Below are 21,527 nucleotides of genomic sequence, written 5' to 3' on the forward strand. Positions count from 1 at the left end.
ACACCTTTTAATGTGCCGCTTCAATCAGCGACAGAGCATAGTCCAGTACCTCGTCGCCACGTTGCATGCCGTAATCCATCGGGTTGATGGGTTGTACCGGAATGCCCTGGGCGGCGGCCTTTTCTGCCAGTGTTTTTAACATGTATTTAACTTGTGGACCGAGAAGCACGACCTGGTAGCGTGGAAACTGCAGATCAAACTCAGCTACGCCGTACGCGTCGATCTCAACCGGGATATCGCGGGCTTTCGCCGCCTCTTCCATTTTTCTGACCAGCAGACTGGTGGACATACCGGCTGAGCAACACAACATGATCCTGAACATCGTTAACCGTCCTCGAAGTGTAAAAAGTTATTGCGGAGACGATTGGATATCATATGGAAACCGGTTTCCATGGATTCGCCATAGAAGTGTGATAGCTGTCAATATCTGTAAATAATAAGGCTGAGTTATTGGATTTCCGTCACGAAATTGCGCCATTTGAACAGGCAAAACGGCGCAAATGGAAAATCGGTTTCCATGAAAAAAAGAAACGGCTATACTCGCGGTGGTTATAGATTAGCCATTGCAGTGTCTGTTTTTTGCGGGCGCACCTTGCGCCTGCCAGGGGAGAAAGATGTCTACAATCAACGATGTATCACGTTTAGCTGGGGTGTCGAAAGCCACAGTCTCACGGGTGTTGAGCGGTTCGCGCGGCGTTAAGGAAGCCAGCCGCCTCGCGGTACTGAAAGCGGTCGATGAGCTGAACTATCGGCCCAATGTTATCGCCCAGTCGCTGCTCAGCCAGTCGACAGGCTGCATCGGAGTGATTTGCGCCCAGGAGAACGTTAACCAGACCACCGGTTACCTCTACGCGCTGGAGAAGCATCTCAGCCAGAGCCAGAAGCACCTGCTGCTGCGCTTCGCTAACACCAAAGCGGAGGTGATGAGCGCGCTGGATGAGCTGACCTGCGGGCTGTGTGACGATGTGCTGATTATTGGCGCCCGTTTTCCGCTATCCATTGATGACGAGAATGTGATTCTCGTGGATTGCGTCGAGTCTGCCGATACCACGCTTAACAGCATTCAGTTCGATCGCGCCTTTGCCGCCGAAACCGCCTGCAACTACCTGACAAGCCAGGGCCGCCGTCAGATCGCGCTTATCCACCCGCATAATGCCGCCGCCGAACAGGTGCTGCACGGTTATAAACTGGCGCTGGAAAACAATTTCCTGCCCTTTAACCGCAACCTGGTCTTTATGGATGACACCTCATCATCCGTGGCGCTGCAGGTGCTGCTGAACAACGCCACCACGCTTAACTTCAACGCGTTACTGGTTGCCGATGAGCAGGAAGCGCAGCGCGTGATCCCGCAGTTACAGGCGTTTAATAAGTCGGTGCCGGAAGATATTATGGTCTTCAGCCTCGCCGGCTCGCTGCATCTGCCGGGTATTCCGACGATTCCGGCAATTGAATATTCAATGGATGCAATGGCCGCGCGTATTGTGTCGTGGCTCAATGAAAAAACGCAGAGCGTATTAGGGACATATCGCGTTCGCGGGGATTTAATTATTCCGGATGTAAGAAAACGCTAAATAAATGGGCCTCCAGACGGAGGCTTTTTTATTTTATAGTGGATAAGAATACTCTCTTCGGCGGTTAACCTTTCCCAAACTCATCCTTCGCTATTGAAATGTAATAGAAAATAAACAAACCTATCATACATCGATTTTAAGGGAGCTTAATCGGTATCGAGTCGTACCTGTAAAATCCATTCTTTTAATAAGGAAGGTAGCTATGCGGCACTCGAATATATGTGATTCAGGGATAAAAATCCTGTTCGCTTTTATTATTATGATGGTCGCCATGCCTGCGGATTCACATATTCAGAAGCCAATATCCGCTGCGATCGTACAGGTGTCGACGGATTCATTTACCCCCTTTCTTACCTCTGGCCGCAATACGGTGGCCAGACATTTCGTCCGCATCGCCGGCGAAAAGCAAAAAAGCACCGACCTTGATGGGCTGCGGCATCGGGACTATTTCCGCAACCTGTCAGAGTGCCCCCTCTCTTGCGATCTGTGTGCATCCTGCTGCACCTGTTTTATGGGGCTTAGCGATAATCGTTCACGGCTGACCAGCTACAGCGTGCCGTTTAAGCCAGAAAGCCGACGTTATTCCGGCGATATTGAATGGTTCTCACCCTGCTGCCACACCATGCAAATGGCAGCCTGTTACTGAATTGAGAGTGCGTTTTTTCATATACCCCTGCGTTGATGGTCTGACTTGTACGACTTGTTAGATTTGCCGGTCTGTGGACCGGCTTTTTTTTGGCAGGCCGCCGCAGAGCTAAGGAGAAGAGCCGTGGAAAAGAGAGAGAGCCTCTGGAAAGTTGCCGGCATTACTAACCTCGCCAGCCGCCTCTATTGTCCGCTGGTCTCCCTGACGGATGGGCGTGTATTTCGCACAGTCCGACTGGAGCTTGATGGGGATCGGCTGAAATATATGACGCTGCGCGAGATAGAGGTGGTGGCGGTCAGCCTGATTAAAAATCATGCTGATGAGAAAACCTAAAACAGGCAGGCGTGCAGAAAGTAAAAAGCATTCGTCTGGGCACTACCTTCAATGTAAAAAAGAAGGCTGGAATAATCCCTAATGCCCAGGCGAATGCGTTCTGAAAGCGCAGAAATAATGAGTGGAATATAGCGAGATGGCCGTGCGTTATAAAGCCCCGGATTTCACTATCAGATTAAATAACGTGATCAGGGAGGGTTCTCATCTGTCCCTGTTTTACATCCTTCATGGCAGGGTAAATTACATTTGTCAGATTCTGAGTCATAGCAGAAGTGGTAAAGCGGGCAGGTTTCGCAGAGCGCTCTCTCATTATTACAGCGCGTCTTGTACAAATGGTTAAGGCACTCGTTATCCTGGTTTTTATCCTCAACACTTAATACGCGAATCAACTCACGGGAAGACATGGTGTGCTCAATTTTTTGCGCGAGTTGTGATTTGTAGGCATATATCGTTTTAATCTGTAGGTTCTTTAATTCCGCTATTTTCTGTATGGAAAAACCCGCAATAAGCAGTCGCAGGGTGTTAATCTCATTGGGCGTTGCGCCCAGTAAATAAAGTCGATGATAGATTTTGTCCTGAATCTCTTTATATAACGTTTGCCTGTCATAGAGCAGATTCATCATTCTCGGTCGCATAATGCCTGGCGAAAGGCAGACCGGTGAGCGATCCACACGCATCGCTGTCTCTATCTCTGCACGGGTCAGAGTAATGAGTTTCGAATGCGTTATGCAGCGCTTCTCTTCAAAATAAAATTCAGCAACGACTTTGTCATTGAGATGGATTTTACGCGCGGTAAAGAATACGGCGCGCAGGCGTGACGTTGAGGCGACCGCTGCAATAAGTAATACCTTACGGTGCGGTGACGCATCAATGATTAAGGGAAGTGAGGTGTTTTTATGCAGGGCCTCTAAAAGCTTTTGCTCATCCTGATATATTTTTATAACGATAAAGCTGTTTTTTTCAAAAAATGCGGTGATGGCCAGGAGCGCAGGCCAGGAATAGCTAAAGACGATGATCTCAGCAGACATACAAAAACTCCCTTTATTTATACCTGCAAGTATGAGAGGTATTTTCTTTTTAAAGCCCGGTATAAATTTCCAGACCGAGCCAAATCAAGCTGACGACCAACATGATCAAATAGATGGTTATTGCTGCAATCGTTCCGTCTGCAACCTTCTTTTTTTTATTTCCTTCTTCGTCCTGCCAGTATTTCTCTTCAGTGCAATTTTCTTTGAACCGATCCGGCTCATGGTTATTCCGTTCCATAACATCCTCGTTTCTTTGATAGTAAAAGTCTCTGGCAAGTTGCCGCCATTTTTCCCTGAGCAGAACAAATAAACTGACGCCAATCACTCCCGTGGCAGTAGCAACAAACATCCTGATGCTGTAGCGCATTCGCACGGGATAGAGTTGATAAGACTCTTTATCTATACGGTAAAACGTGTGGTTAATATCTTCTAAATAACATTTGCTGATTTCGTTAATCATGCTCTGCTGCTCATTGTTCGCTTGCTGCAGCACCAGCTGAATTGACGTATTCTGCGCGCCGGCAAACCACGAGAGTAGGGATATTCTAATCTGATTAGGACTGGAATCATCAAGATAGATATCCTGCCACTCGCCGCGAGCGATAACTTTTTTTAAGTAAATAAGGTAGTCATTAAAAAAATCGTCAGCTTCAATTACCACCTCTGCACCATAAAAGTTTTGTATACAGGCCATCAGGGGATAAAGAGAAAATTTTTCTGCAGAGCTGATGGTGAGTGATGTGAGCCATTGTTGAGGGTAATAAAATGTACTCAGTATCGCCAACATAAAACCTACTATACCAAAGCAAATGATGTCGCGGCGGGCATGATAAAGAGTAATTAATATTCCTGAAGTGTGATTGCTTTTATTACTATTCCCCATGCGGCACTGTTGTGATGCCATTTATTTAACCCTCGTTGTTAAATGGTTAAAGCAACCTCCTGGTCTATTAAGTAAGATATTTTTTGTTGCTGCTTTTTTCAAATCGGCAAAAAAAGGGTTAGCGGCAAACAGACAATTTTATGTGATCTGTGTCACATAAAATTGTGTATTTGATCGCGGAATAGCGTGATTCAGGCAGTAATAAAGCGATAAGTAAAACCAGGAATTTATTATCTCATGCAAAAAAGCTTTTAGTGATAATAATCTCTCTGTAGATAATTAGCAGGAATTGCGCTTTCGTTAAGAATATTCTTCTGTTTTTTCTTTTTGTCTGCAAATAATAATGGCCTGTTCAATAAATAATCTCAAGCGGGTATTTTTATTACGCCTGGCTGACTAACCAGCTTGCTAAGCCATTGTCACACTCTCCCACCGGTCGGCCGGGCACCATCCGCGCGATTTAACGCGTTTTCTTTATTAGAAGATAACCAGGTTAATCCTTAGCTAAAAAAGTCAGCTGGTTAGCCATAAGATTGCTAAGGTCAGTTTGCTATAAGCCATACGTTTTCGTTGTTAGACAGGTTGATGAGCGACTCTTATCTTTCGTCATGATTTGTAAATTTCATGCAATGACTTGATGAGGGAGCAATTTTGGCCAGGTTACTGAATCGCTTAACAACAAAGCCCACGCACTTCACCCTTGCGCTGAAAATTGCGTTGCTCAGCGGCATGGTGGCGTTTTCCACCGCCTCTTTCGCCGATGAACCCTTAAAAGAGGGCATCACACCCGCAACGGATGCCAGCCAGATCCCGACGGCGGCGAAATTACGTAAAGATACCGTTGTGGCCGGCATCTCTGAGCCACAGGGCATTTTTAACCCCTACTTTTTCGTTAACGGTTGGGATGAGAACGTCACTAACGTCATCTTCTCGCGCCTGATCGACTGGGATAGCCACGGCAAGCTGGTGCCGGGTCTGGCAGAGAGCTGGACCATCAGCCCGGACAATAAGGTCTACACCATCAAGCTGCGCCCCAATTTGACCTTTAGTGACGGTTCACCGCTCACCGCAGAAGATGTGGCCTTCACCTTAACCGTGCTTTATGACCCGAAATATGACGGCGATACCGATATCACGTTAGCGAATATCGCGGGCGGCGCGGAGTATAAAGCGGGCAAAGCGGAGAGCGTCAGCGGCCTGAAAGTGATCGATGCCCACACGCTGCAAGTGACCACCACCCAGCCGGGCGCGACGACGCTGGCGAAAATCGGCGGGCCAGTGCTGTCGAAAGCCTATTACGGTAAAGGGTATCAGCGCGGCAATCTCGACTATTTACGCACACTGCACGGCAAGCCGCTCGGTAACGGGCCGTACGTCTACGACAAATACATTCCAGGCCAGGAGATCCGCTTCCACGCCAATACCCATTTCTACCGTGGTACACCGCCGACGCCGCGCTTTATCTATCGCGTGACCAACCCGTCGACCAACTTCCAGCTTTTCCAGACCGGCGAGACCGATTACGACGCGTTTACCTCGCGCCCGGATGATATTGAGCAGCTCAAAATGCTGGGCTTCGCCAATATCAACCTCTACGGCTCCAGCGACTACAGCAAAGTGGAGTTCAACGTGCATCGCCCGGCGTTGCAGGATGCGAAAGTGCGACAGGCACTGATTTATGGCCTCGATCGCCAGAAACTGATTGATGTGGTCTATCAGGGCTACGGCAAAGTGGCGATTGAGCCGATCGCGCCCATCTCCTGGGCCTATAACGCCGATGGCGTAAACCCTTATAAGTACGATCCGGCACAGGCGAAAAAGCTGCTTGATGAAGCAGGCTGGAAACCGGGCCCGGACGGCATCCGCGTAAAAGAGGGCAAACGTCTCGAACTGACGCTGCTGGTGAGCAAAAAAGTGCTCAACGATGCGCTAATCCCTATCGCCAAAGAGAACTGGCAGCAGATTGGCGTATTGCTGAAGCCGCAGGTGGTGGACTTTAACGCCCTGATGTCTCAACGCAAAGCGGGCAACTATGATCTCGTCTCGTTTAGCACCAGCACGCTGAACGATCCCCATGATGGCGTCTGGGATTACTACAGCACGGAATCGAAAGAGTCGGGCTATAACAATCCGCAGGTCGATAAGCTGATTAACGAAGGCAACGCCGAACTGGATGTCGAGAAACGCAAGCCTATCTATCACCAGCTCTATAAAGTGCTGGCCGACGATCCGCCGGTGATTCTCCTCGGCTACCGCCAGATTTTGTCGGCGAGCAGCGCCCGTGTGACCGGCTTCAAACCGGACATCTATAACGGCCTGACCGGCAGCCTGCCGGATGTCAAAATCGTTAAGTAAGACCTTTACCGCCGCCGGGAATGCCCGGCGGCGGGCATGAGAGCGTTATGGGAAACTTTATCCTCAGGCGGCTGCTGCAAACCGTGCCGATGCTGCTGCTGGCTTCACTGATCATCTTTATGCTGTTCGCCAAAACACCGGGCGACTTTATCGACGGTAATATCACCCTGACCGCCGCCCGCGCCGCTGAACTGAAAGCGATTTACGGCCTCGATCAGCCTCTTTTTACCCGCTATCTGCACTGGCTTGGCCAGCTGCTGCGCGGCGATCTCGGCTTCTCGCTGCAATACCAGATCCCGGTCAGCCAACTTTTGAACCAGTACATCTGGAACTCCTTCCTGCTGGCAAGTATCGCGCTGGTTTTCTATTGGGGGATTGGCCTCGCGGTCGGCATTGCTTCAGCGCTAAAACCCAATTCGCTGTTTGACCACGTGGTGAGCGTGGTGGTCTTCGCCGCCATGTCCTTTCCGACCTTCTTCCTCTGCCTGCTGCTGATTAAGTGGTTCGCCGTTGATCTGCACTGGCTGCCGGTGGGCGGCATGACCAATACCGGCAGCGATGAAAGCGGCTGGGCGTGGGTGATGCAGGTTGCCGCGCATCTGGCGCTGCCGGTGCTGGCGCTGGTGATGTTGCAGGCGGGCAGCCTGACGCGCTACTTCCGCGCCAGCATGCTCGATGTGGTGAAGATGGACTTTATCCGCACCGCCCGCGCCAAAGGGCTGCGCGAGCGCACGGTGATCTTCAAACACGCGCTGCGCAATGCCCTGCTGCCGATTATCACTCTGCTCGGTTTTGAGCTGCCGGGGCTTTTTTCCGGGGCGATCATCACTGAAAAAGTGTTTAACTGGCCGGGTGCCGGGCATATTCATATCGATTCGCTGGCCGCGCGGGATTACCCCGTGCTGATGGGTTTCACCCTCTTCCTGGCGGTATTAACCATTGTCGGCAACCTGATTGCCGATGTGCTCTACGCGTGGGCTGACCCGCGTATCCGGGTGAGGTGATGATGCTGGGTTCACTCTTCTCAACCAACCGCCGTCTGCGCAAAGCAGAGATCCCGGCGCTGGCTCAGGCGACGCCGTCACCGTGGCGACAGGCGTGGCGCGCGCTGCGTCACAACCGGCTGGCGATGCTCTGCCTGCTGGCGCTGATTGTGATGGCTGTCTGGTGCGTTGTCGGGCCTATCTGGTCACCGTGGAAAAACGACGCTACCGATGCACTGATGATCAACAAGCCGCCTGGTGCTGCGCACTGGCTCGGCACCGATTTCCTCGGGCGCGATGTCTACACCCGCCTGCTGTTGGCCGGACGTATTTCGCTGATTATTGGCCTGCTGACCATGCTGCTCTCCGTGGCGCTCGGCTACCTGCTTGGCGCCCTGTCGGGCTATGCGGGTGGCTGGACCGATAAAGTGATTATGCGGCTGGCGGATCTGGTGATGACCATCCCAAGCCTGCCGCTGCTGATTGTCGCCGGGGCGATGCTGTCGGAACTCGATTTCCCCGCTGAGTCGCGTATTTACATGGTGGTGGTGATGCTGAGTCTACTGGAGTGGCCGAAGCTGGCGCGGCTGGTGCGCGGGCAGATCCTCTCCCTGCGCGAGCGCGATTTTATGCTGGCCACCCAGGTGCTGGGCCTCTCCTCGCGTCGCCGTCTGTTTGGTCACCTGTTGCCCAACACGGTGCCGATTCTGGTGGTGATGGCGACCATGGCGGTGGCGAATGCCATTTTGATGGAGTCGGCGCTCAGCTACCTTGGCATGGGCGTAGTACCGCCGACACCGTCGTGGGGCAATATGATGGATGCCGCCAACAGCCTGATCGATTTTCAACGTCGTCCGTGGCTGTGGATGCCGCCAGGGATTGCCATTTTTATTACCGTGATTGCCATTAACGTGCTGGGCGATGGCCTGCGCGATGCGCTCGATCCGAAGATGAAACGGAGCCTGAAATGAGCGAACCGCTGGTCACATTCAACCAACTTTCCGTCTCTTTTGCCGCAGAGCAGGGGCGCGTGCGCGCCGTGCAGGAGGTCTCCTTTGCCATTAAGGCCGGGCAGACTATCGGCGTAGTCGGTGAATCCGGCTGCGGAAAAAGCGTCACGGCGATGTCGCTGATGGGTTTGCTGCCACCGCAGGCGGCGCGCATCGATGGCGGGGAAATCCGCTTTCAGGGCGAGGATCTGCTGCGCCTGAAGCCGTCGAAAATGGCCGATCTGCGCGGCAACCAGCTGGCGATAATTTTCCAGGAGCCGATGACCGCCCTGAACCCGGTGCTGACCATCGGTGAGCAGCTGTGCGAGCCGCTGATCCGCCATCGTGGTCTGTCAGCGAAAGCGGCCTGGCAGCGCGCAACGCAACTAATTGCTGAAGTGGGGCTGGCGCGGGCAGAGAGCCTGATGAGCAGCTACCCGCATCAACTCTCCGGCGGCATGCTGCAACGCATCATGATTGCTATGGCACTGAGCTGCCAGCCGAAGCTGCTCATCGCCGATGAGCCAACTACCGCGCTGGATGTCACCGTGCAGGCGCAGATCCTGCGACTGTTGCGCGACCAGGCGCAGGCGCACCATATGGCGCTGATGTTGATCACTCACGATCTGGGCGTGATCGCACAGATGGCGGAGCATGTGGTGGTGATGTACGCCGGACGGATTGTTGAACAGGGGCCAACCGCCGACGTGTTACGTCATCCGCTGCACCCCTACACCAAAGGGCTGATCGCCTCGCGTCCGGTGCCGGGCGAGCGGCGGCGTCGGCTCTACTCGATTCCCGGCCAGGTGCCCGATCTGGCTGAACTGCCGCCGTGGTGCGCCTTTTACGATCGCTGCGAGCGCGCGACCGACGCCTGTCGGCGCGGCATTCCGCCGCTGGTGGGCGACGAGACCCGGCAGGCGGCCTGTATTCACAGTGCGTTAACGGAGCCGCAGGCATGAGCGCAGAGTATGTGATTGAAGTTAACGACCTGAAGAAGTACTTCCCGCTGCGCGATGGGCTGTTTGGTCAGCAGACCGGAGAGGTGCGCGCGGTTGATGGCGTCAGTTTTAATATTCGCCCTGGCACTATTTTTGGCCTGGTCGGCGAATCCGGCAGCGGCAAAACTACCGTCGGACGTACGCTACTCGGGCTGTACGACAAAACCGCTGGCAGCGTGAAGTATCGCGGCCAGGAGCTGGGCGATCTCCCGGCGAAGGCGCTGCGCGCCCTGCGACCGAAAATCCAGCTGGTGTTTCAGGATCCCTACAGCTCGCTCAACCCGCGCATCCGCATCGGCGATGCGATTGGTGAAGCGATGCTGGAGCATAAGCTCTGCACCCGCGCAGAGCTGTATGACAAGGTGATTGCGGTGATGAAGGTTTGCGGGCTGGCGCCGCAGCACTACAACCGCTTTCCCCATGAGTTTTCCGGCGGCCAGCGCCAGCGAATTGGCATTGCCCGCGCGCTTATCCTCAACCCCGACTTTATTATTGCCGATGAGCCGATTTCGGCGCTGGATGTCTCTATTCAGGCGCAGATTATCAACCTGTTCGCCGATCTTCGCGACGACTTCGGCGTCACGTTTCTCTTTATCTCCCACGATCTCGGCGTTGTCGAACATCTGTGCGATGACGTGGCAGTGATGTATCTCGGGCAACTGGTGGAGACCGCCAGCCGCGACACGCTCTTCAACCAGCCGCTGCACCCCTATACCCGCGCGCTGCTGGCCGCCGTGCCGACTCTCGATCCGCTGCGCGAACCGGTGGCGGCAGTGCAGGGCGAGATCCCCGACCCTTCGCGACCGCCGCCGGGCTGCCGCTTTTCGTCGCGCTGCCCGCACGCCACGGAGATCTGTCGTGAACAGGCGCCTGCGCTGCGTGAAGTGGCTTCCGGGCATCATGTTGCCTGCCACTGGGTGGATAAGATGTAGTGCCGCTTCGCCGTGCTTCCCCAGGCTGTTCTATGCTTATCAGTCCTGTCTGAAATCATGGGGAACACGGTACATGAGAGCACTTACTTATCACGGGTCACATAAAGTCAGCGTTGATAACCATCCCGATCCGATTATCCAGGCGGCGGATGATATTATCCTTCGCGTGACCGCGACGGCGATTTGCGGCTCGGATCTGCACCTTTATCACGGCAAAATCCCCGGTACGCATCACGGTGACATCTTCGGCCATGAGTTTATGGGCGAAGTGGTCGAGACCGGGGCTGGCGTGCATGCGGTTAGCAAGGGCGACCGGGTGGTGATCCCGTTTGTTATCGCCTGCGGCGAATGTTTTTTCTGTAAGCTCCATCAATACTCCGCCTGTTCGGAAACGAACGAAGGCAAAGGTGCGGCGCTAAACCGAAAAGGCATTACTCCGCCGGCGGCGCTGTTTGGCTACAGCGATCTCTATGGCGGTATTCCCGGCGGCCAGGCGGAGTATGTCCGCGTGCCGAAGGCCAATACCGGGCCATTTAAAGTGCCGGATACGCTCTCGGACGAGAAGGTGCTTTTCCTCTCCGATATTCTGCCCACGGCCTGGCAGGCGGTAAAAAACGCCGAAATTAAACAGGGTTCAAGCGTGGCGATTTATGGCGCAGGCCCGGTAGGGCTGCTGTCGGCGGCGTGCGCCCGTCTGGAAGGAGCTGAACAGATTTTCATGATCGATGACAGCGACTACCGGCTCGCCTTCGCCCGCGACCGCTACGGCGTTATTCCTATCAACTTTGATAAGAATGACGATCCGGCGGCGTGGATTATTGAAAACACGCCGGGCCATCGTGGTGTTGATGCGGTGATTGATGCCGTGGGCTTTGAAGCCAAAGGCAGCACCACCGAAACGGTGCTCAGCACCCTGAAAATCGAGGGCAGCAGCGGCAAAGTATTGCGCCAGGCGATTGCCGCCGTGCGGCGCGGTGGGATTGTCAGCGTACCGGGCGTCTACGCCGGGTTTATCCACGCCTTTATGTTTGGCGACGCCTTCGATAAAGGGCTGACCTTCAAAATGGGGCAGACTCACGTGCACTCGTTCCTGCCAGACCTGCTGCCGCTGATTGAGTCCGGCCATCTCAAACCGGAAGAGATTGTCACGCACCATATGCCGCTCGAAGAGGCCGCCCGCGGCTATGAGATCTTCGATAAGCATGCAGAAGATTGCCGCAAAGTGATCCTTGTTCCGGGGCTCAACGCCGCAAAAGCGACGATCTAATCCCGTTTATGCCCGGTTCGCCGGGCAGACAAGTAAAAAGCCCGGTGAACCGGGCTTTCAGGCATGTTTTAGCTCCTCGAAAAGCTCTGGATGCTTGTCCAGCGCCTTAAAGAGCAAAACTAAAGGTCTTGGCGGTGCAACACGTCCGGTTTCGTACCGGCTAAAGGCGTTTGCGCCACCGCCAAACATCTCTGCCGCCTGGCGCTGATCGAGATTAAACCGCTTTCGGATAGTGGCAATAAACTGCGGATCAACCTCTTCTGCGTTAACTTTGCGGACAAAAGCCGCAACCTGTTTTGAGTAAAGTTCACCGTTCAGACGGTCAAAAATGATCTCTCCACATGCGTCGCAGTAATCGCCTGTGATCGCAGTGAGCGTAGTCACTTTCCCTTTGTAACGGTATTCAATGTTGCGGGTGTCATATTTAAGTCCCGCAGCGCCGCAAACAGGGCATTTCATTTATCTCTCCTTAAATGACACGATCAGTACATCGTCAGAGACGATTAACTTTAGATAAAGTTTTTGCCTCTTCCAGACTGGCCGGTAAACATCGTGCCACACCGTATGATCGACATATGCCGTCATGCTTTTAAAAAAATCTTCTGAAGTGAGCGCCTGAATTACTGCGCACATCTCGTCAAATGGCGGTGGATTAAAGCCTAATTCAATCGCTCCCGCGACAGCGCTGGCCGTGGTTCTGACCTTTCCCTCAAGCACCATCCGCTTGACGATATGTAAGCGGACGTGGGGAGTTCCTTTCTCCATAGTTTTAACCTAAAAGCTAAATTATGCAAATAGGGTAAAAAGCTACCGCATGCAATGTCCTGGTCAAAGCGGGAAAGTAGGGAAATGCGGGTGATGGACTGGTTGGCCTGCAAGAGAATGCAACAAATAAGAAGCCCGGTGAACCGGGCTTCCATTTTTAGATAAAGGTGAAGATCTCGTCGCGCGGCAGGCGAGATTTAGGCAGCGCGGCATTAAAATCCTGCTCGCTGCGCACGCCGAGCGATACCAGCACGACGCTGGTCAGCCCTTTCTCGCGCAGGCCCAGCGCCAGGTCGAGCTCACGCGCGTCAAATCCCTCCATCGGCGTGGCGTCGATGCCGAGCATCGCTGCGCTGAGCAGCAGGCCGCCGAGCGCCAGATAGACCTGTTTCTCCATCCACTGCGGCAGATCGCGCTGCTCATAGCGGTGCAGATCGACATAGGAGCGGCGGCCCTTATCCTGACCCGCTTTCGCGCCGTCAGCCACAAAGCGGCCATCCTTCTCTTCCTGCGCAAGCACCTTTTGCAGGTGGGCTTCATCGAGATCGCTGCGCATGCAGAGCGCAATCACGTGCGAGGCATCGGCAATTTTCGGTTTGTTATAGATGAAGTTGCTGGTGGCGGATTTCGCCATCGCCGCGCGTCCCTCCTCGCTTGAAGCGACAACAAAGTGCCACGGCTGCGAGTTAACGGAAGAGGGGCTGTTGTGCAGCACGTTGAGCAGGGTGTCGATCTTCTCCTGCGGCACGCGCTGAGCGGGGTCGAAGGCTTTGACGGTATGGCGGGAAATCACGGCTTCATCAAGGGTCATTTTTCTCTCCTGGCGAACATTCAAATAATGCGGGGCGCACCGTCCCGTAGAGTCGCCGAGGATAAACGCAACGCCAGCGAAGATAAATTGGTGAAAAACGGCAACACTTTCACTCGCAAAGTGAAAATGCGGTTTGCCTGCGCCCGCTTTTCTGGCACAACAGAAGCGCTTGTTATTTGCTGTTCGGAGAGATGATGATTCGGCTGGAAGATGTCACGCTGTTTGTTCGCTCGGCGCTGCTGGGCAGTTTTTCTAACGCCGCGCGCGAAGCCGGGCTGCTTCCCGGCCAGGTCAGCGCAGCGGTGCACCGTCTGGAGCGCGATCTCGATAAGCGCCTGTTCGTGCGCTCGACTCGCAGCCTGCGCTTAACCGCCGAAGGCGAAAAGTACCTCCCCTTCGCCCAGGAGATGCTGGAGGTGGTGCGCGCCGGATCAGAGAGCCTGCACAGCGGCGATAACGAACCGCAGGGCGAGCTGCGCATGGCGGTGCCATCCGATCTGGGGCGTAACGTGCTGCTGCCGCTCATCACCCGTTTTTGTGCCCAGTATCCGAAGGTCTCTCTGCGCCTCTCCCTTTCCGATCAGCTTAGCGATGTGTTTCGCGATCCGGTGGATGTCGCTATCCGCTACGGCGTGCTGGATAACAGCAGCTATGTGGCGCTGCCGATTGCCGAAGATAACCGCCGGGTGCTTGCCGCCTCGCCCGCTTATCTGGCGCAGCACGGCAGGCCGCAAACCCTCGATGAGGTGGTTAACCATCACTGTCTGCTCTTCACCATGAACAACCAGGTGTATGACAAATGGAGCTTTCCGGAAAATGGCCTGCGTCGGCAGCTGATCGTCAAAAGCCGGATGTTATGCGACGACGCGGATGTCGCCCGCCGCTGGGCGGTAGAAGGGATGGGTATTGTCTATAAATCGTGGATCGATGTTAGCGCCGATGTACTGGCCGGGCGGCTGGAGATGTTGCTGCCGCAGCATCCCGGCGAGGCCGCGCCGCTTAACCTTATCTGCCCGCACCGCAAACAGTTCTCCCCGGCGATTCGCCATCTGCACGCGGTTTTGCGGGAAGCGTTAAGACCCATTACCGCACAGCTGCGCAGCCTGGCAGCGGAAAAACCGCACGGATAACCAAAAGCGATCGCCATTACGCGCCAGGCTTAAAGTTTGACCTTCACAGGAGGAAGTGGCGATGGCATTACGTTCATTAGGCACCACGGGGTTACAGATCCCGGCATTAGTTTTTGGCGGCAACGTATTCGGCTGGACCGTCGATGAGCAGCAGAGCTTCAGTTTGCTGGACGCGTTACTGGAAAAGGGCTTTACGGCGATCGATACCGCAGACGTTTACTCTGCATGGGCGCCGGGCAACAAGGGTGGCGAATCGGAAACCATTATTGGTAAGTGGCTGGCGGCGCACCCTGGTCATCGCGACAAGATCACCCTATTTACTAAAGTGGGCGCCGATATGGGCGAACCCGGCAAAAAAGGGCTTTCGGCACGCTGGATTGAGCAGGCGGTTGATGACTCGCTCCGTCGCCTGCAAACGGACTATATCGACCTCTACTTCTCCCACTGGCCGGATAGCGAAACACCCTACGATGAAACGTTAGGCGCTTATGAAAAGCTGCTGAAAGCGGGGAAAATCCGCGCGATTGGCGCGTCCAACCTCGACGCCCAACAGTTGGCAGAATCGCTGAAAGTAGCGGACGAGAAAGGGCTGCCGCGCTACCAGGTACTGCAACCGGAATATAACCTCTACGATCGCGAGAGCTTCGAAGGCGCGTTGCAGGATTTAACGGTGCGGGAAAATATTGGCGTGGTGACCTATTACAGCCTCGCTTCCGGTTTCCTGTCAGGCAAATATCGCAGCGAAAGCGATCTTAGCCAGAGCCAGCGCGGGCAGGGCATCGCCAAATACCTGAATCTACGCGGGTTCGCCATTCTCGACGCGCTCGACAAGGTGGCGGCGAATCATAATGTGAAACCCGCCGAAGTAGCGCTCGCCTGGCTTATTAACCAACCGGGCGTCACCGCGCCGATTGCCAGCGCAACCAAAACAGCACACGTCGAGAGCTTCGCTACCGCGGTGGCGCTGAACCTCTCTACCGACGAGATCGCCGCACTAAATAAAGCCGGCGCGTAAACCACTAAATGCCCGGTGGCGCGCTGCTTACCGGGCCTACGAACTTCTCCACTTCATAAAATAAGGCTTTATAATCGCGCCACCTTCACTGTTGGCTGAAATAAAGATTATGAAAGCTTACGCCCTGGTTTCCCTGCTCCTTCTGTTTAGCCATCACGCTTATTCCGCGCAAAAAAGCATTTCCCACTGCATCGAACAATATGGCGAAAACGATGATGAGTGTTTAGAGGATGTAAACGATACCTCTGAGGCTGCGCTGAATAAGGCTTATGAAGCGAAGCTGAAAGAGATCGCCTCTTTTGACTACACGCGCTGGTGGCGAGGCTCTCAGGAGCAGAAAGATCGCATGCTGGCAACCTATAAGCAGAATCAGAAAGAGTGGCTTCAGTACAGAAACAATTACTGCGAACTGGTGAGTACGCAAGCGATGGGCACCCATGCATTTGGTGAAGCTATGTTAGGTTGCGTTCTCAATATGAATACGTTGCGTATCGATCAGATTAATAAAATCCGGCTTTAAAACCGCCATACCGCGATGCTTTTCTGACCCACAAACCCCGTAGGCCGGATAAGGCGCAAGCCGCCATCCGGCATCGCCCTTCATTGCTGGGAGCCGACCCGCCAGGCCATCGCGGCGCTGGCGACGGCGAACAGCGCCATGATCCACGCCATCGTCCACGGCGTGCCGTCGCGAAATCCCGCCAGCAGCAGGGAAGAGATAATGCCGCTGCCATATTGCAGGGAGCCAATCAGCGCCGAGGCCGAGCCGGCAAAGGCCGGGACGGTATCCAGCGCGGCGGCGGTCGAGGCGGCGGCGATAATGCCGTTCATCGAAAAGAAGACAAACACCGTAATCAGCACCGCAACCAGACCACCGAATTGCAGCTTCACCAGCAGCGCCAGCACTATGCCCGCGAGGGCGGCCAGCGTGACGGCAATCTTCAGCAGCTTATCGAGCGGATGGTGCTGCACCAGCCGTCGGTTAACGGCACTCATCCCCATCAGACCAACAATATTGAGCGCAAACAGCCAGCCAAAATGCTGCGGCGCGACGTCGTAATAGCCGATATAAACGAACGGCGAGCCGGTGACGAAGGCGTACGCGGAGACATAGAAAAAGGTGACGCACAGCGTGTAACGCATAAATGCGCGGTTGCGCAGCAGCGTGAAGTAGTTGCGAAATACGCCCGCCAGCGATGCATGAATGCGCTTCTCGGCGGGCAGGGTTTCCGGCAGCGCGAAGAGGGAGACAAACATCAGCCCGCCAATCACCACCAGGATCCAGAAAGCCGCATGCCAGGTGGTGAACTTGATAATCTGCCCGCCCGCCAGCGGCCCGATAATCGGGGCGATCGCCATAATAATGGTCAGGGTAGAGAGCATCTGCGCCGCGCGGGTGCGCACAAAGAGGTCGCGGATCATCGCTCGCGCCAGCATCGGCCCGGTACAGGCACCAAATGCCTGAAACACGCGCCAGAACACCATCTGATGGATCTCCGTTGATAACGCGCACCCCGCCGAGCCGATGATAAACAGCACCATACCGATAAACAGCGGCTTGCGGCGACCAATCGCATCGCTCACCGGCCCCCACACCAGCTGCGCCAGCGCGAAGCCCATCAAAAAGCCAGTGATGGTCAGTTCGACATCGCCCTGCAGCTCGCGCGCCATTAGCGGCATCGCGGGCAGATAGATATCCGTCGACAGGGAGGTGAAGGCCATCAGCGCGCTGAGGATCGCGAGAAACAGCGGCCCGTGTAGCTTGGTTTGCATAAGATCCTGATTAAGTCACGAAGAGGGTGCCGACAACGCGGCGCGTTAACTTAAGCAGGGCGACACAAAGCATAACGCCATTAAATCATCATGGCGTTAACGCGGGCTCAGGCGTGGCGTTCACTGACCGTCATGGTAAAGACCACGGGGAGGTCGCCATCGTTGGCGTAGTAGTGCGGCACATCGGTTTGCGCCACGGCAGAGCACCCTTCGGCAATAACCAGCGACGTTTGCGCGACTTCTAACGTCAGCGTACCGCGCTCAACGTGCAGCAGCTCGACGGTGCCGACCGGATGGCCAGGTGAAGTAAAACGCTCACCGGGAAAGATCTCCCAGCGCCACAGCTCAAGCATATCCGGGCCGCTGGTGCCCGCCAGCAGGCGCGCGCTGCCGCCTTTCTCGCCGCGCCAGAGCAGCGGAATATCCTCTTTGGCAATCAGGTGCGCCAGCGGTTTACTGGCGACATCAACAATGTCGGCCACCGAGACGCCCATCGCCGCCGCAATTTTGCACAGCAGCGCGATGCTCGGGTTGGCGAGACATTTTTCAATCTCGACCAACATACCTTTACTGACGCCCGCCCGGCGGGAGAGCTCATCCAGCGAGAGTTTTTGCTGCTTACGAAACGCTTTGATTCGCGTAGCAACCGCTTCACTGACGCGCTGGATATCCGCGCCGGAGTCGGTCGATTTATTGACTTTTTTGGTCATCGGTCGATACTGTGCAATAAAATGGTCACTAAAAAGGATTATCCAATGCTTTCCGTTCAGCCGTCAATCGATGCGCGTCTTGCCGCGCTGGCGCCCGGCTTTCGCGCTATCAGCATCTCGTTGCAGGCCGCGCCGCTGATCCACCCGCAGGTGGGCGAAGAGGCGTTAATCCACGCTTGTGCATGTGTCGCGGCGGGCGAGCCTGCGTGGGCGGATGCGCACCTGGCGGCCTGGGATGAAGTGTTTAAACAGTTTGGCGCGAAACCCAAACGCACGCCCTGTTCCGCCCAGGCTTTACGAAAACGCGTATTGCGAGACGGTGTACTACCCGCCATTGACCCGGTAGTCGATCTCTATAACGCCATCAGTTTGCGCTACGCTGTGCCGGTCGGCGGCGAAAATATCGCCGCGTATGTTGGCGCGCCCTGCCTGACGCTGGCCGACGGCAGCGAGCCGTTCGATACCCTGAAAGAGGGTGAACCGGCGCTGGAATCACCGGAGCCAGGGGAGGTTATCTGGCGCGATGCGCAGGGCGTAACCTGCCGACGCTGGAACTGGCGTCAGGGTGTGCGTACCCGGCTGAGTGCGGCAGACAGCCAGATGTGGTTTATCCTTGAGAGTCTGCCGGCGATGCCGCTCGATGCATTATGTGAGGCAGGCGACGAACTGATCGCCGGGTTAGGTCGTATGATGCCGGGTTGCCACACTGAAAAAAGCCTGATTGGGTTTGCGTAATGAGGGAACAAGAATGGACTTCACAGGATTAAGCGCTTTTGCGCTGACGCCGCTTCTCGATGACCGCCTGGATGAGGCGGCCTATATCACCATTATTGAAAAACTGCGCGCTGCTGGCGTCGACTCCATCGGCGCGCTCGGCTCTACGGGATGTTATCCCTACTTTAGCCGCAGCGAGCGCGCGAGCGTCCTGCGTCTGGCAACGGAGTATTCCGGCGCGGTGCCGGTGATCGCCGGGATTGGCGCGCTGCGTACGCGCGATGTGCTCTGGCTAGCGGAGGATGCGCAGAAAGCGGGCGTCAGCGCCGTGCTGCTGGCCCCGGTCTCCTATCATCCGTTAACGGAAGATGAAGTCTTTGATCTGTTTGCCACCATCACCCGCGAACTGTCGGTGCCGCTCTGTATCTATAACAACCCTAACGCCACGCACTTTAACTTCAGCGACGAGCTATTTGCCCGTATCGCCCAGTTGCCGAATATTGGCTCGATCAAAATCCCGCCACTTGCCGCGGAGCTTGCCCCGGAGCGGGTGAGTGCGCTGCGCGCGCAAATCCCGGCGGAGATCCGCCTCGGCATCAGCGGCGACGGCACGGCGGTTGAAGCGCTGAATGCCGGGTGTAGCATCTGGTATTCGGTGTTCGGTGGGCTTTTCCCGCAGGCGGCACTGGCTATTTCCCGTGCGGCGATGGCGGGCGATATCGTACAGGCGTGCCAGCATACCGCCGCGCTCCAGCCGCTATGGGATCTGTTTAAGCGTTACGGCGGCAGCCTGCGCGTTATCGCCACTGCCGCAGAGCTGCTCGGCGTGGTGAAAGCACCGTGTTTACCCGCGCCTTTACAGACGCTGCAAGGCGACGCACGACGCGAGGTTGCCCAGGTTATTGAGCAGCTGCGATTAACCGCGTGAGAGGGATGCCGGATGGCGGCTGCGCCTTATCCGGCAAAAATAGCTTTGTAAACCCCATAGCTGGTACGTACTGTCGAAGCATTAAATTTCAGCACTGGAACAGTAAATGGTAAAAACAGCGGTCTTCAAAAGTAATCGTCGTCTGACCATGCACGCGCCCAAAGCGGTGACGCTGCCAGGGGACGTGAAACAGGTCGATATCATTTCCGTAGATAATTCGCGCATCATCATGCCGGCGTTGGACAGCTGGTTTGACGGTGAAAGCGCATCACCAGATTTTATGCCTTCACGGGAACAGCCGGGCGAACAGGACAGAGAAGCGTTTTGATGCTCAAATCATGCTTGATACAAACTTCCGAATTTTCGACTTATAAAATAAGCCAGAAATCCTCCGCCAGGCTTTCAATGGGCATCATGTGCAGATGCGTAAACTAACAACACCCATGAATTTATGCGTATCCCGGGCTTAAGATTGCAGGACTGGACAACACACTAGCGAATTATTTTCCCAGCCGCTTCGCCACAAACCGTGAGATCGCCGGGCCGGTAATCAGCACCACAATAAAGCGCCCGGTCTGCATCGCCATCACAAAGGCGATATCAACATGGCTCGATGAGGCGATAATTGCCACCGTATCGGCCCCGCCGGGGCTGGTGGCGAGATAGGCAGTAAGCGGATCGATGCCGGCAAATTTCACCAGCAGGAAGGCGAAACCGCAGCAGATCGTCACCAGCGTCAATACCGACAGCAGCACGCGGGGCAGGGCGCGGGCGGCGTAGCGCACAATCTCGCGCGTAAAGCGCAGGCCAATACTCCAGCCGATAAGCGCGTAAGAGAGCGCCAGCAGCCACGGTGGCAGCTCAAGCGTCATTAGGCCGCTATCCTCGACGATAATCCCCAGCGCGAGCGTAATCAGTAACGGCCCGGAGGGCATTTTCACGCGTCGGGCAATCAGAAAACCAACGGCAATCAGCATTAACGTTGCGATAAACGGCCACGCGCGCAGCGGGGCGAACAGCGTAAAGGTTGCCACCGCATGCTCGGCGCTCTCTGCCCCCATGCCGAGGCGGGTGACCAGCACCGCGACCAGCGCCACCACCATCACCCGCAGATACTGCATAAAGGCCACCAGGCGCACATCGGCGCCAAAACTCTCCGCCATGATTGTCATCGCCGCCGCCGCGCCCGGCGATGAACCCCAGATGGCGGTCGAGCCGGGAAAAACCTGCAGTTTCGCCATTATCCAGCCGAGAATGGCGCTGGCGAAAATTACGGAGAAAATACAGACCACAAACAGCGGCCAGTCGGCGGCGATACGACCAAACACCGACGGCGGAATGGCGTGCGCAATCATCGCGCCAACGACCGCCTGCGCGGCGCTAAACCCCTGTTTATTAATGGTGACCGGGCGGCCGTTGATGGCGAGAAAAATGCCCGCGAACATCGGGCCAAGCAGCAGGGCGGCGGGAAGATGGAGCCACTCCATTACCACCACCAACAATAATGAGAGCGTAATAAGCTGCAACCAGTTACGCCATATGGGCGTTAACGTGGTCATTAACGGCAATCCTTTTGTGTCGCCGCAATATGAATAAATAGGCTAGATGACATACGCTTCCCGCAATCAATAAATTGAAGAGCAAATCAGATTATTGGAATGTAAGCGCTCTCTCTGTGGACTGCAAACCTGAG

General features: G+C 55.2%; 24 protein-coding genes. 15 read left to right on the plus strand and 9 right to left on the minus strand.

The annotated features are described in order from the left end of the window. Positions 1-7: 7 nt before the first annotated feature. Positions 8-322 carry a PTS sugar transporter subunit IIB gene (locus SOM48_RS16865; protein WP_042715075.1) on the minus strand — a complete coding sequence of 105 codons (315 nt, stop codon included), beginning with the start codon at positions 320-322 and terminating at the stop codon, positions 8-10. Positions 323-614: 292 nt separating this feature from the next. Between SOM48_RS16865 and SOM48_RS16870 the strand changes: the two genes are divergently transcribed. From SOM48_RS16870 to SOM48_RS16880, 3 genes are all read left to right on the plus strand, one after another. After that, a complete protein-coding gene (locus tag SOM48_RS16870) occupies positions 615-1,571 on the plus strand; it encodes a LacI family DNA-binding transcriptional regulator (protein WP_076769303.1) in 957 nt (318 codons plus the stop codon). 202 nt (positions 1,572-1,773) lie between these two features. Continuing rightward, positions 1,774-2,217 (plus strand): hypothetical protein, encoded by a 444-nt coding sequence (locus SOM48_RS16875; RefSeq protein ID WP_288882699.1) that lies wholly within the window; start codon positions 1,774-1,776, stop codon positions 2,215-2,217. 123 nt (positions 2,218-2,340) lie between these two features. Next, positions 2,341-2,550, plus strand: a complete 210-nt coding sequence (locus SOM48_RS16880; protein ID WP_042715070.1) for a hypothetical protein — start codon at positions 2,341-2,343, stop codon at positions 2,548-2,550. Between the two features lie 188 nt (positions 2,551-2,738). On the opposite strand, the gene SOM48_RS16885 is transcribed toward SOM48_RS16880, so the two are convergent. After that, on the minus strand, positions 2,739-3,578 hold the full coding sequence (locus tag SOM48_RS16885) for a helix-turn-helix transcriptional regulator (RefSeq protein WP_042715068.1): 840 nt from the start codon (positions 3,576-3,578) through the stop codon (positions 2,739-2,741). Positions 3,579-3,627: 49 nt separating this feature from the next. Beyond that, the gene (locus tag SOM48_RS16890) at positions 3,628-4,482 is read right to left on the minus strand and encodes a hypothetical protein (RefSeq protein WP_128481850.1); all 855 of its coding nucleotides are present in this window, start codon (positions 4,480-4,482) and stop codon (positions 3,628-3,630) included. A gap of 708 nt (positions 4,483-5,190) precedes the next feature. Here SOM48_RS16890 and SOM48_RS16895 point away from each other — a divergent pair. From SOM48_RS16895 to SOM48_RS16920, 6 genes are all read left to right on the plus strand, one after another. Then, positions 5,191-6,816: an ABC transporter substrate-binding protein gene (locus tag SOM48_RS16895; RefSeq protein ID WP_414672794.1), complete on the plus strand. Its 1,626-nt coding sequence runs from the start codon at positions 5,191-5,193 to the stop codon at positions 6,814-6,816. A gap of 47 nt (positions 6,817-6,863) precedes the next feature. Next, the gene (locus tag SOM48_RS16900) at positions 6,864-7,820 is read left to right on the plus strand and encodes an ABC transporter permease (protein WP_054803558.1); all 957 of its coding nucleotides are present in this window, start codon (positions 6,864-6,866) and stop codon (positions 7,818-7,820) included. Positions 7,821-7,822: 2 nt separating this feature from the next. After that, positions 7,823-8,770, plus strand: a complete 948-nt coding sequence (gene opp4C / locus SOM48_RS16905; protein ID WP_076769306.1) for an oligopeptide ABC transporter permease — start codon at positions 7,823-7,825, stop codon at positions 8,768-8,770. Continuing rightward, a complete protein-coding gene (locus SOM48_RS16910; protein ID WP_320512592.1) occupies positions 8,767-9,750 on the plus strand; it encodes an ABC transporter ATP-binding protein in 984 nt (327 codons plus the stop codon). The genes opp4C and SOM48_RS16910 overlap by 4 nt, the downstream gene beginning before the upstream one ends. Next, the gene (locus tag SOM48_RS16915; RefSeq protein WP_320512593.1) at positions 9,747-10,721 is read left to right on the plus strand and encodes an ABC transporter ATP-binding protein; all 975 of its coding nucleotides are present in this window, start codon (positions 9,747-9,749) and stop codon (positions 10,719-10,721) included. Before SOM48_RS16910 ends, SOM48_RS16915 begins: the two co-directional genes overlap by 4 nt. Before the next feature lie 73 nt (positions 10,722-10,794). Next, the gene (locus SOM48_RS16920; RefSeq protein WP_042715056.1) at positions 10,795-11,988 is read left to right on the plus strand and encodes a zinc-dependent alcohol dehydrogenase; all 1,194 of its coding nucleotides are present in this window, start codon (positions 10,795-10,797) and stop codon (positions 11,986-11,988) included. A 57-nt stretch (positions 11,989-12,045) separates the two neighbouring features. Here SOM48_RS16920 and SOM48_RS16925 read toward each other — a convergent pair whose 3' ends face one another. The 3 genes from SOM48_RS16925 to nfsB form a co-directional block, all read right to left on the minus strand. Further along, on the minus strand, positions 12,046-12,447 hold the full coding sequence (locus SOM48_RS16925; RefSeq protein ID WP_094422700.1) for a type II TA system antitoxin MqsA family protein: 402 nt from the start codon (positions 12,445-12,447) through the stop codon (positions 12,046-12,048). Continuing rightward, positions 12,448-12,753 carry a type II toxin-antitoxin system MqsR family toxin gene (locus SOM48_RS16930; RefSeq protein WP_076769309.1) on the minus strand — a complete coding sequence of 102 codons (306 nt, stop codon included), beginning with the start codon at positions 12,751-12,753 and terminating at the stop codon, positions 12,448-12,450. Between the two features lie 157 nt (positions 12,754-12,910). Next, positions 12,911-13,564, minus strand: coding sequence for an oxygen-insensitive NAD(P)H nitroreductase (nfsB, locus tag SOM48_RS16935; protein ID WP_054802733.1), 654 nt, complete (start codon positions 13,562-13,564; stop codon positions 12,911-12,913). Between the two features lie 194 nt (positions 13,565-13,758). Between nfsB and SOM48_RS16940 the strand changes: the two genes are divergently transcribed. From SOM48_RS16940 to SOM48_RS16950, 3 genes are all read left to right on the plus strand, one after another. Next, complete coding sequence (locus tag SOM48_RS16940; RefSeq protein WP_320512647.1) at positions 13,759-14,694, plus strand: LysR family transcriptional regulator; 936 nt, start codon at positions 13,759-13,761, stop codon at positions 14,692-14,694. Positions 14,695-14,755: 61 nt separating this feature from the next. Beyond that, positions 14,756-15,709 carry an aldo/keto reductase gene (locus tag SOM48_RS16945; RefSeq protein ID WP_320512594.1) on the plus strand — a complete coding sequence of 318 codons (954 nt, stop codon included), beginning with the start codon at positions 14,756-14,758 and terminating at the stop codon, positions 15,707-15,709. Between the two features lie 109 nt (positions 15,710-15,818). After that, positions 15,819-16,229 carry a lysozyme inhibitor LprI family protein gene (locus SOM48_RS16950; RefSeq protein ID WP_320512595.1) on the plus strand — a complete coding sequence of 137 codons (411 nt, stop codon included), beginning with the start codon at positions 15,819-15,821 and terminating at the stop codon, positions 16,227-16,229. Between the two features lie 80 nt (positions 16,230-16,309). Here SOM48_RS16950 and SOM48_RS16955 read toward each other — a convergent pair whose 3' ends face one another. After that, on the minus strand, positions 16,310-17,482 hold the full coding sequence (locus tag SOM48_RS16955; RefSeq protein ID WP_320512596.1) for a multidrug effflux MFS transporter: 1,173 nt from the start codon (positions 17,480-17,482) through the stop codon (positions 16,310-16,312). 107 nt (positions 17,483-17,589) lie between these two features. Then, positions 17,590-18,192, minus strand: a complete 603-nt coding sequence (locus SOM48_RS16960) for a helix-turn-helix domain-containing protein (protein ID WP_139966567.1) — start codon at positions 18,190-18,192, stop codon at positions 17,590-17,592. A 45-nt stretch (positions 18,193-18,237) separates the two neighbouring features. Between SOM48_RS16960 and SOM48_RS16965 the strand changes: the two genes are divergently transcribed. The 3 genes from SOM48_RS16965 to vapB all read left to right on the plus strand — a co-directional run bounded on the left by SOM48_RS16965 (position 18,238) and on the right by vapB (position 20,162). Further along, positions 18,238-18,927, plus strand: coding sequence for a B3/B4 domain-containing protein (locus SOM48_RS16965; RefSeq protein ID WP_076769312.1), 690 nt, complete (start codon positions 18,238-18,240; stop codon positions 18,925-18,927). Positions 18,928-18,940: 13 nt separating this feature from the next. Further along, on the plus strand, positions 18,941-19,834 hold the full coding sequence (locus SOM48_RS16970; protein WP_320512597.1) for a dihydrodipicolinate synthase family protein: 894 nt from the start codon (positions 18,941-18,943) through the stop codon (positions 19,832-19,834). A gap of 106 nt (positions 19,835-19,940) precedes the next feature. Continuing rightward, positions 19,941-20,162, plus strand: coding sequence for a type II toxin-antitoxin system VapB family antitoxin (gene vapB, locus SOM48_RS16975; RefSeq protein WP_128481857.1), 222 nt, complete (start codon positions 19,941-19,943; stop codon positions 20,160-20,162). Positions 20,163-20,334: 172 nt separating this feature from the next. Here the strand turns inward: vapB and SOM48_RS16980 are convergent, their stop codons facing one another. After that, positions 20,335-21,393, minus strand: a complete 1,059-nt coding sequence (locus tag SOM48_RS16980; protein WP_042715033.1) for an AbrB family transcriptional regulator — start codon at positions 21,391-21,393, stop codon at positions 20,335-20,337. Positions 21,394-21,527 lie beyond the last annotated feature (134 nt).

The organism is Kosakonia sp. CFBP8986 (genome assembly GCF_034044935.1).
Classification (GTDB): Bacteria; Pseudomonadota; Gammaproteobacteria; order Enterobacterales; family Enterobacteriaceae; genus Kosakonia; species Kosakonia cowanii.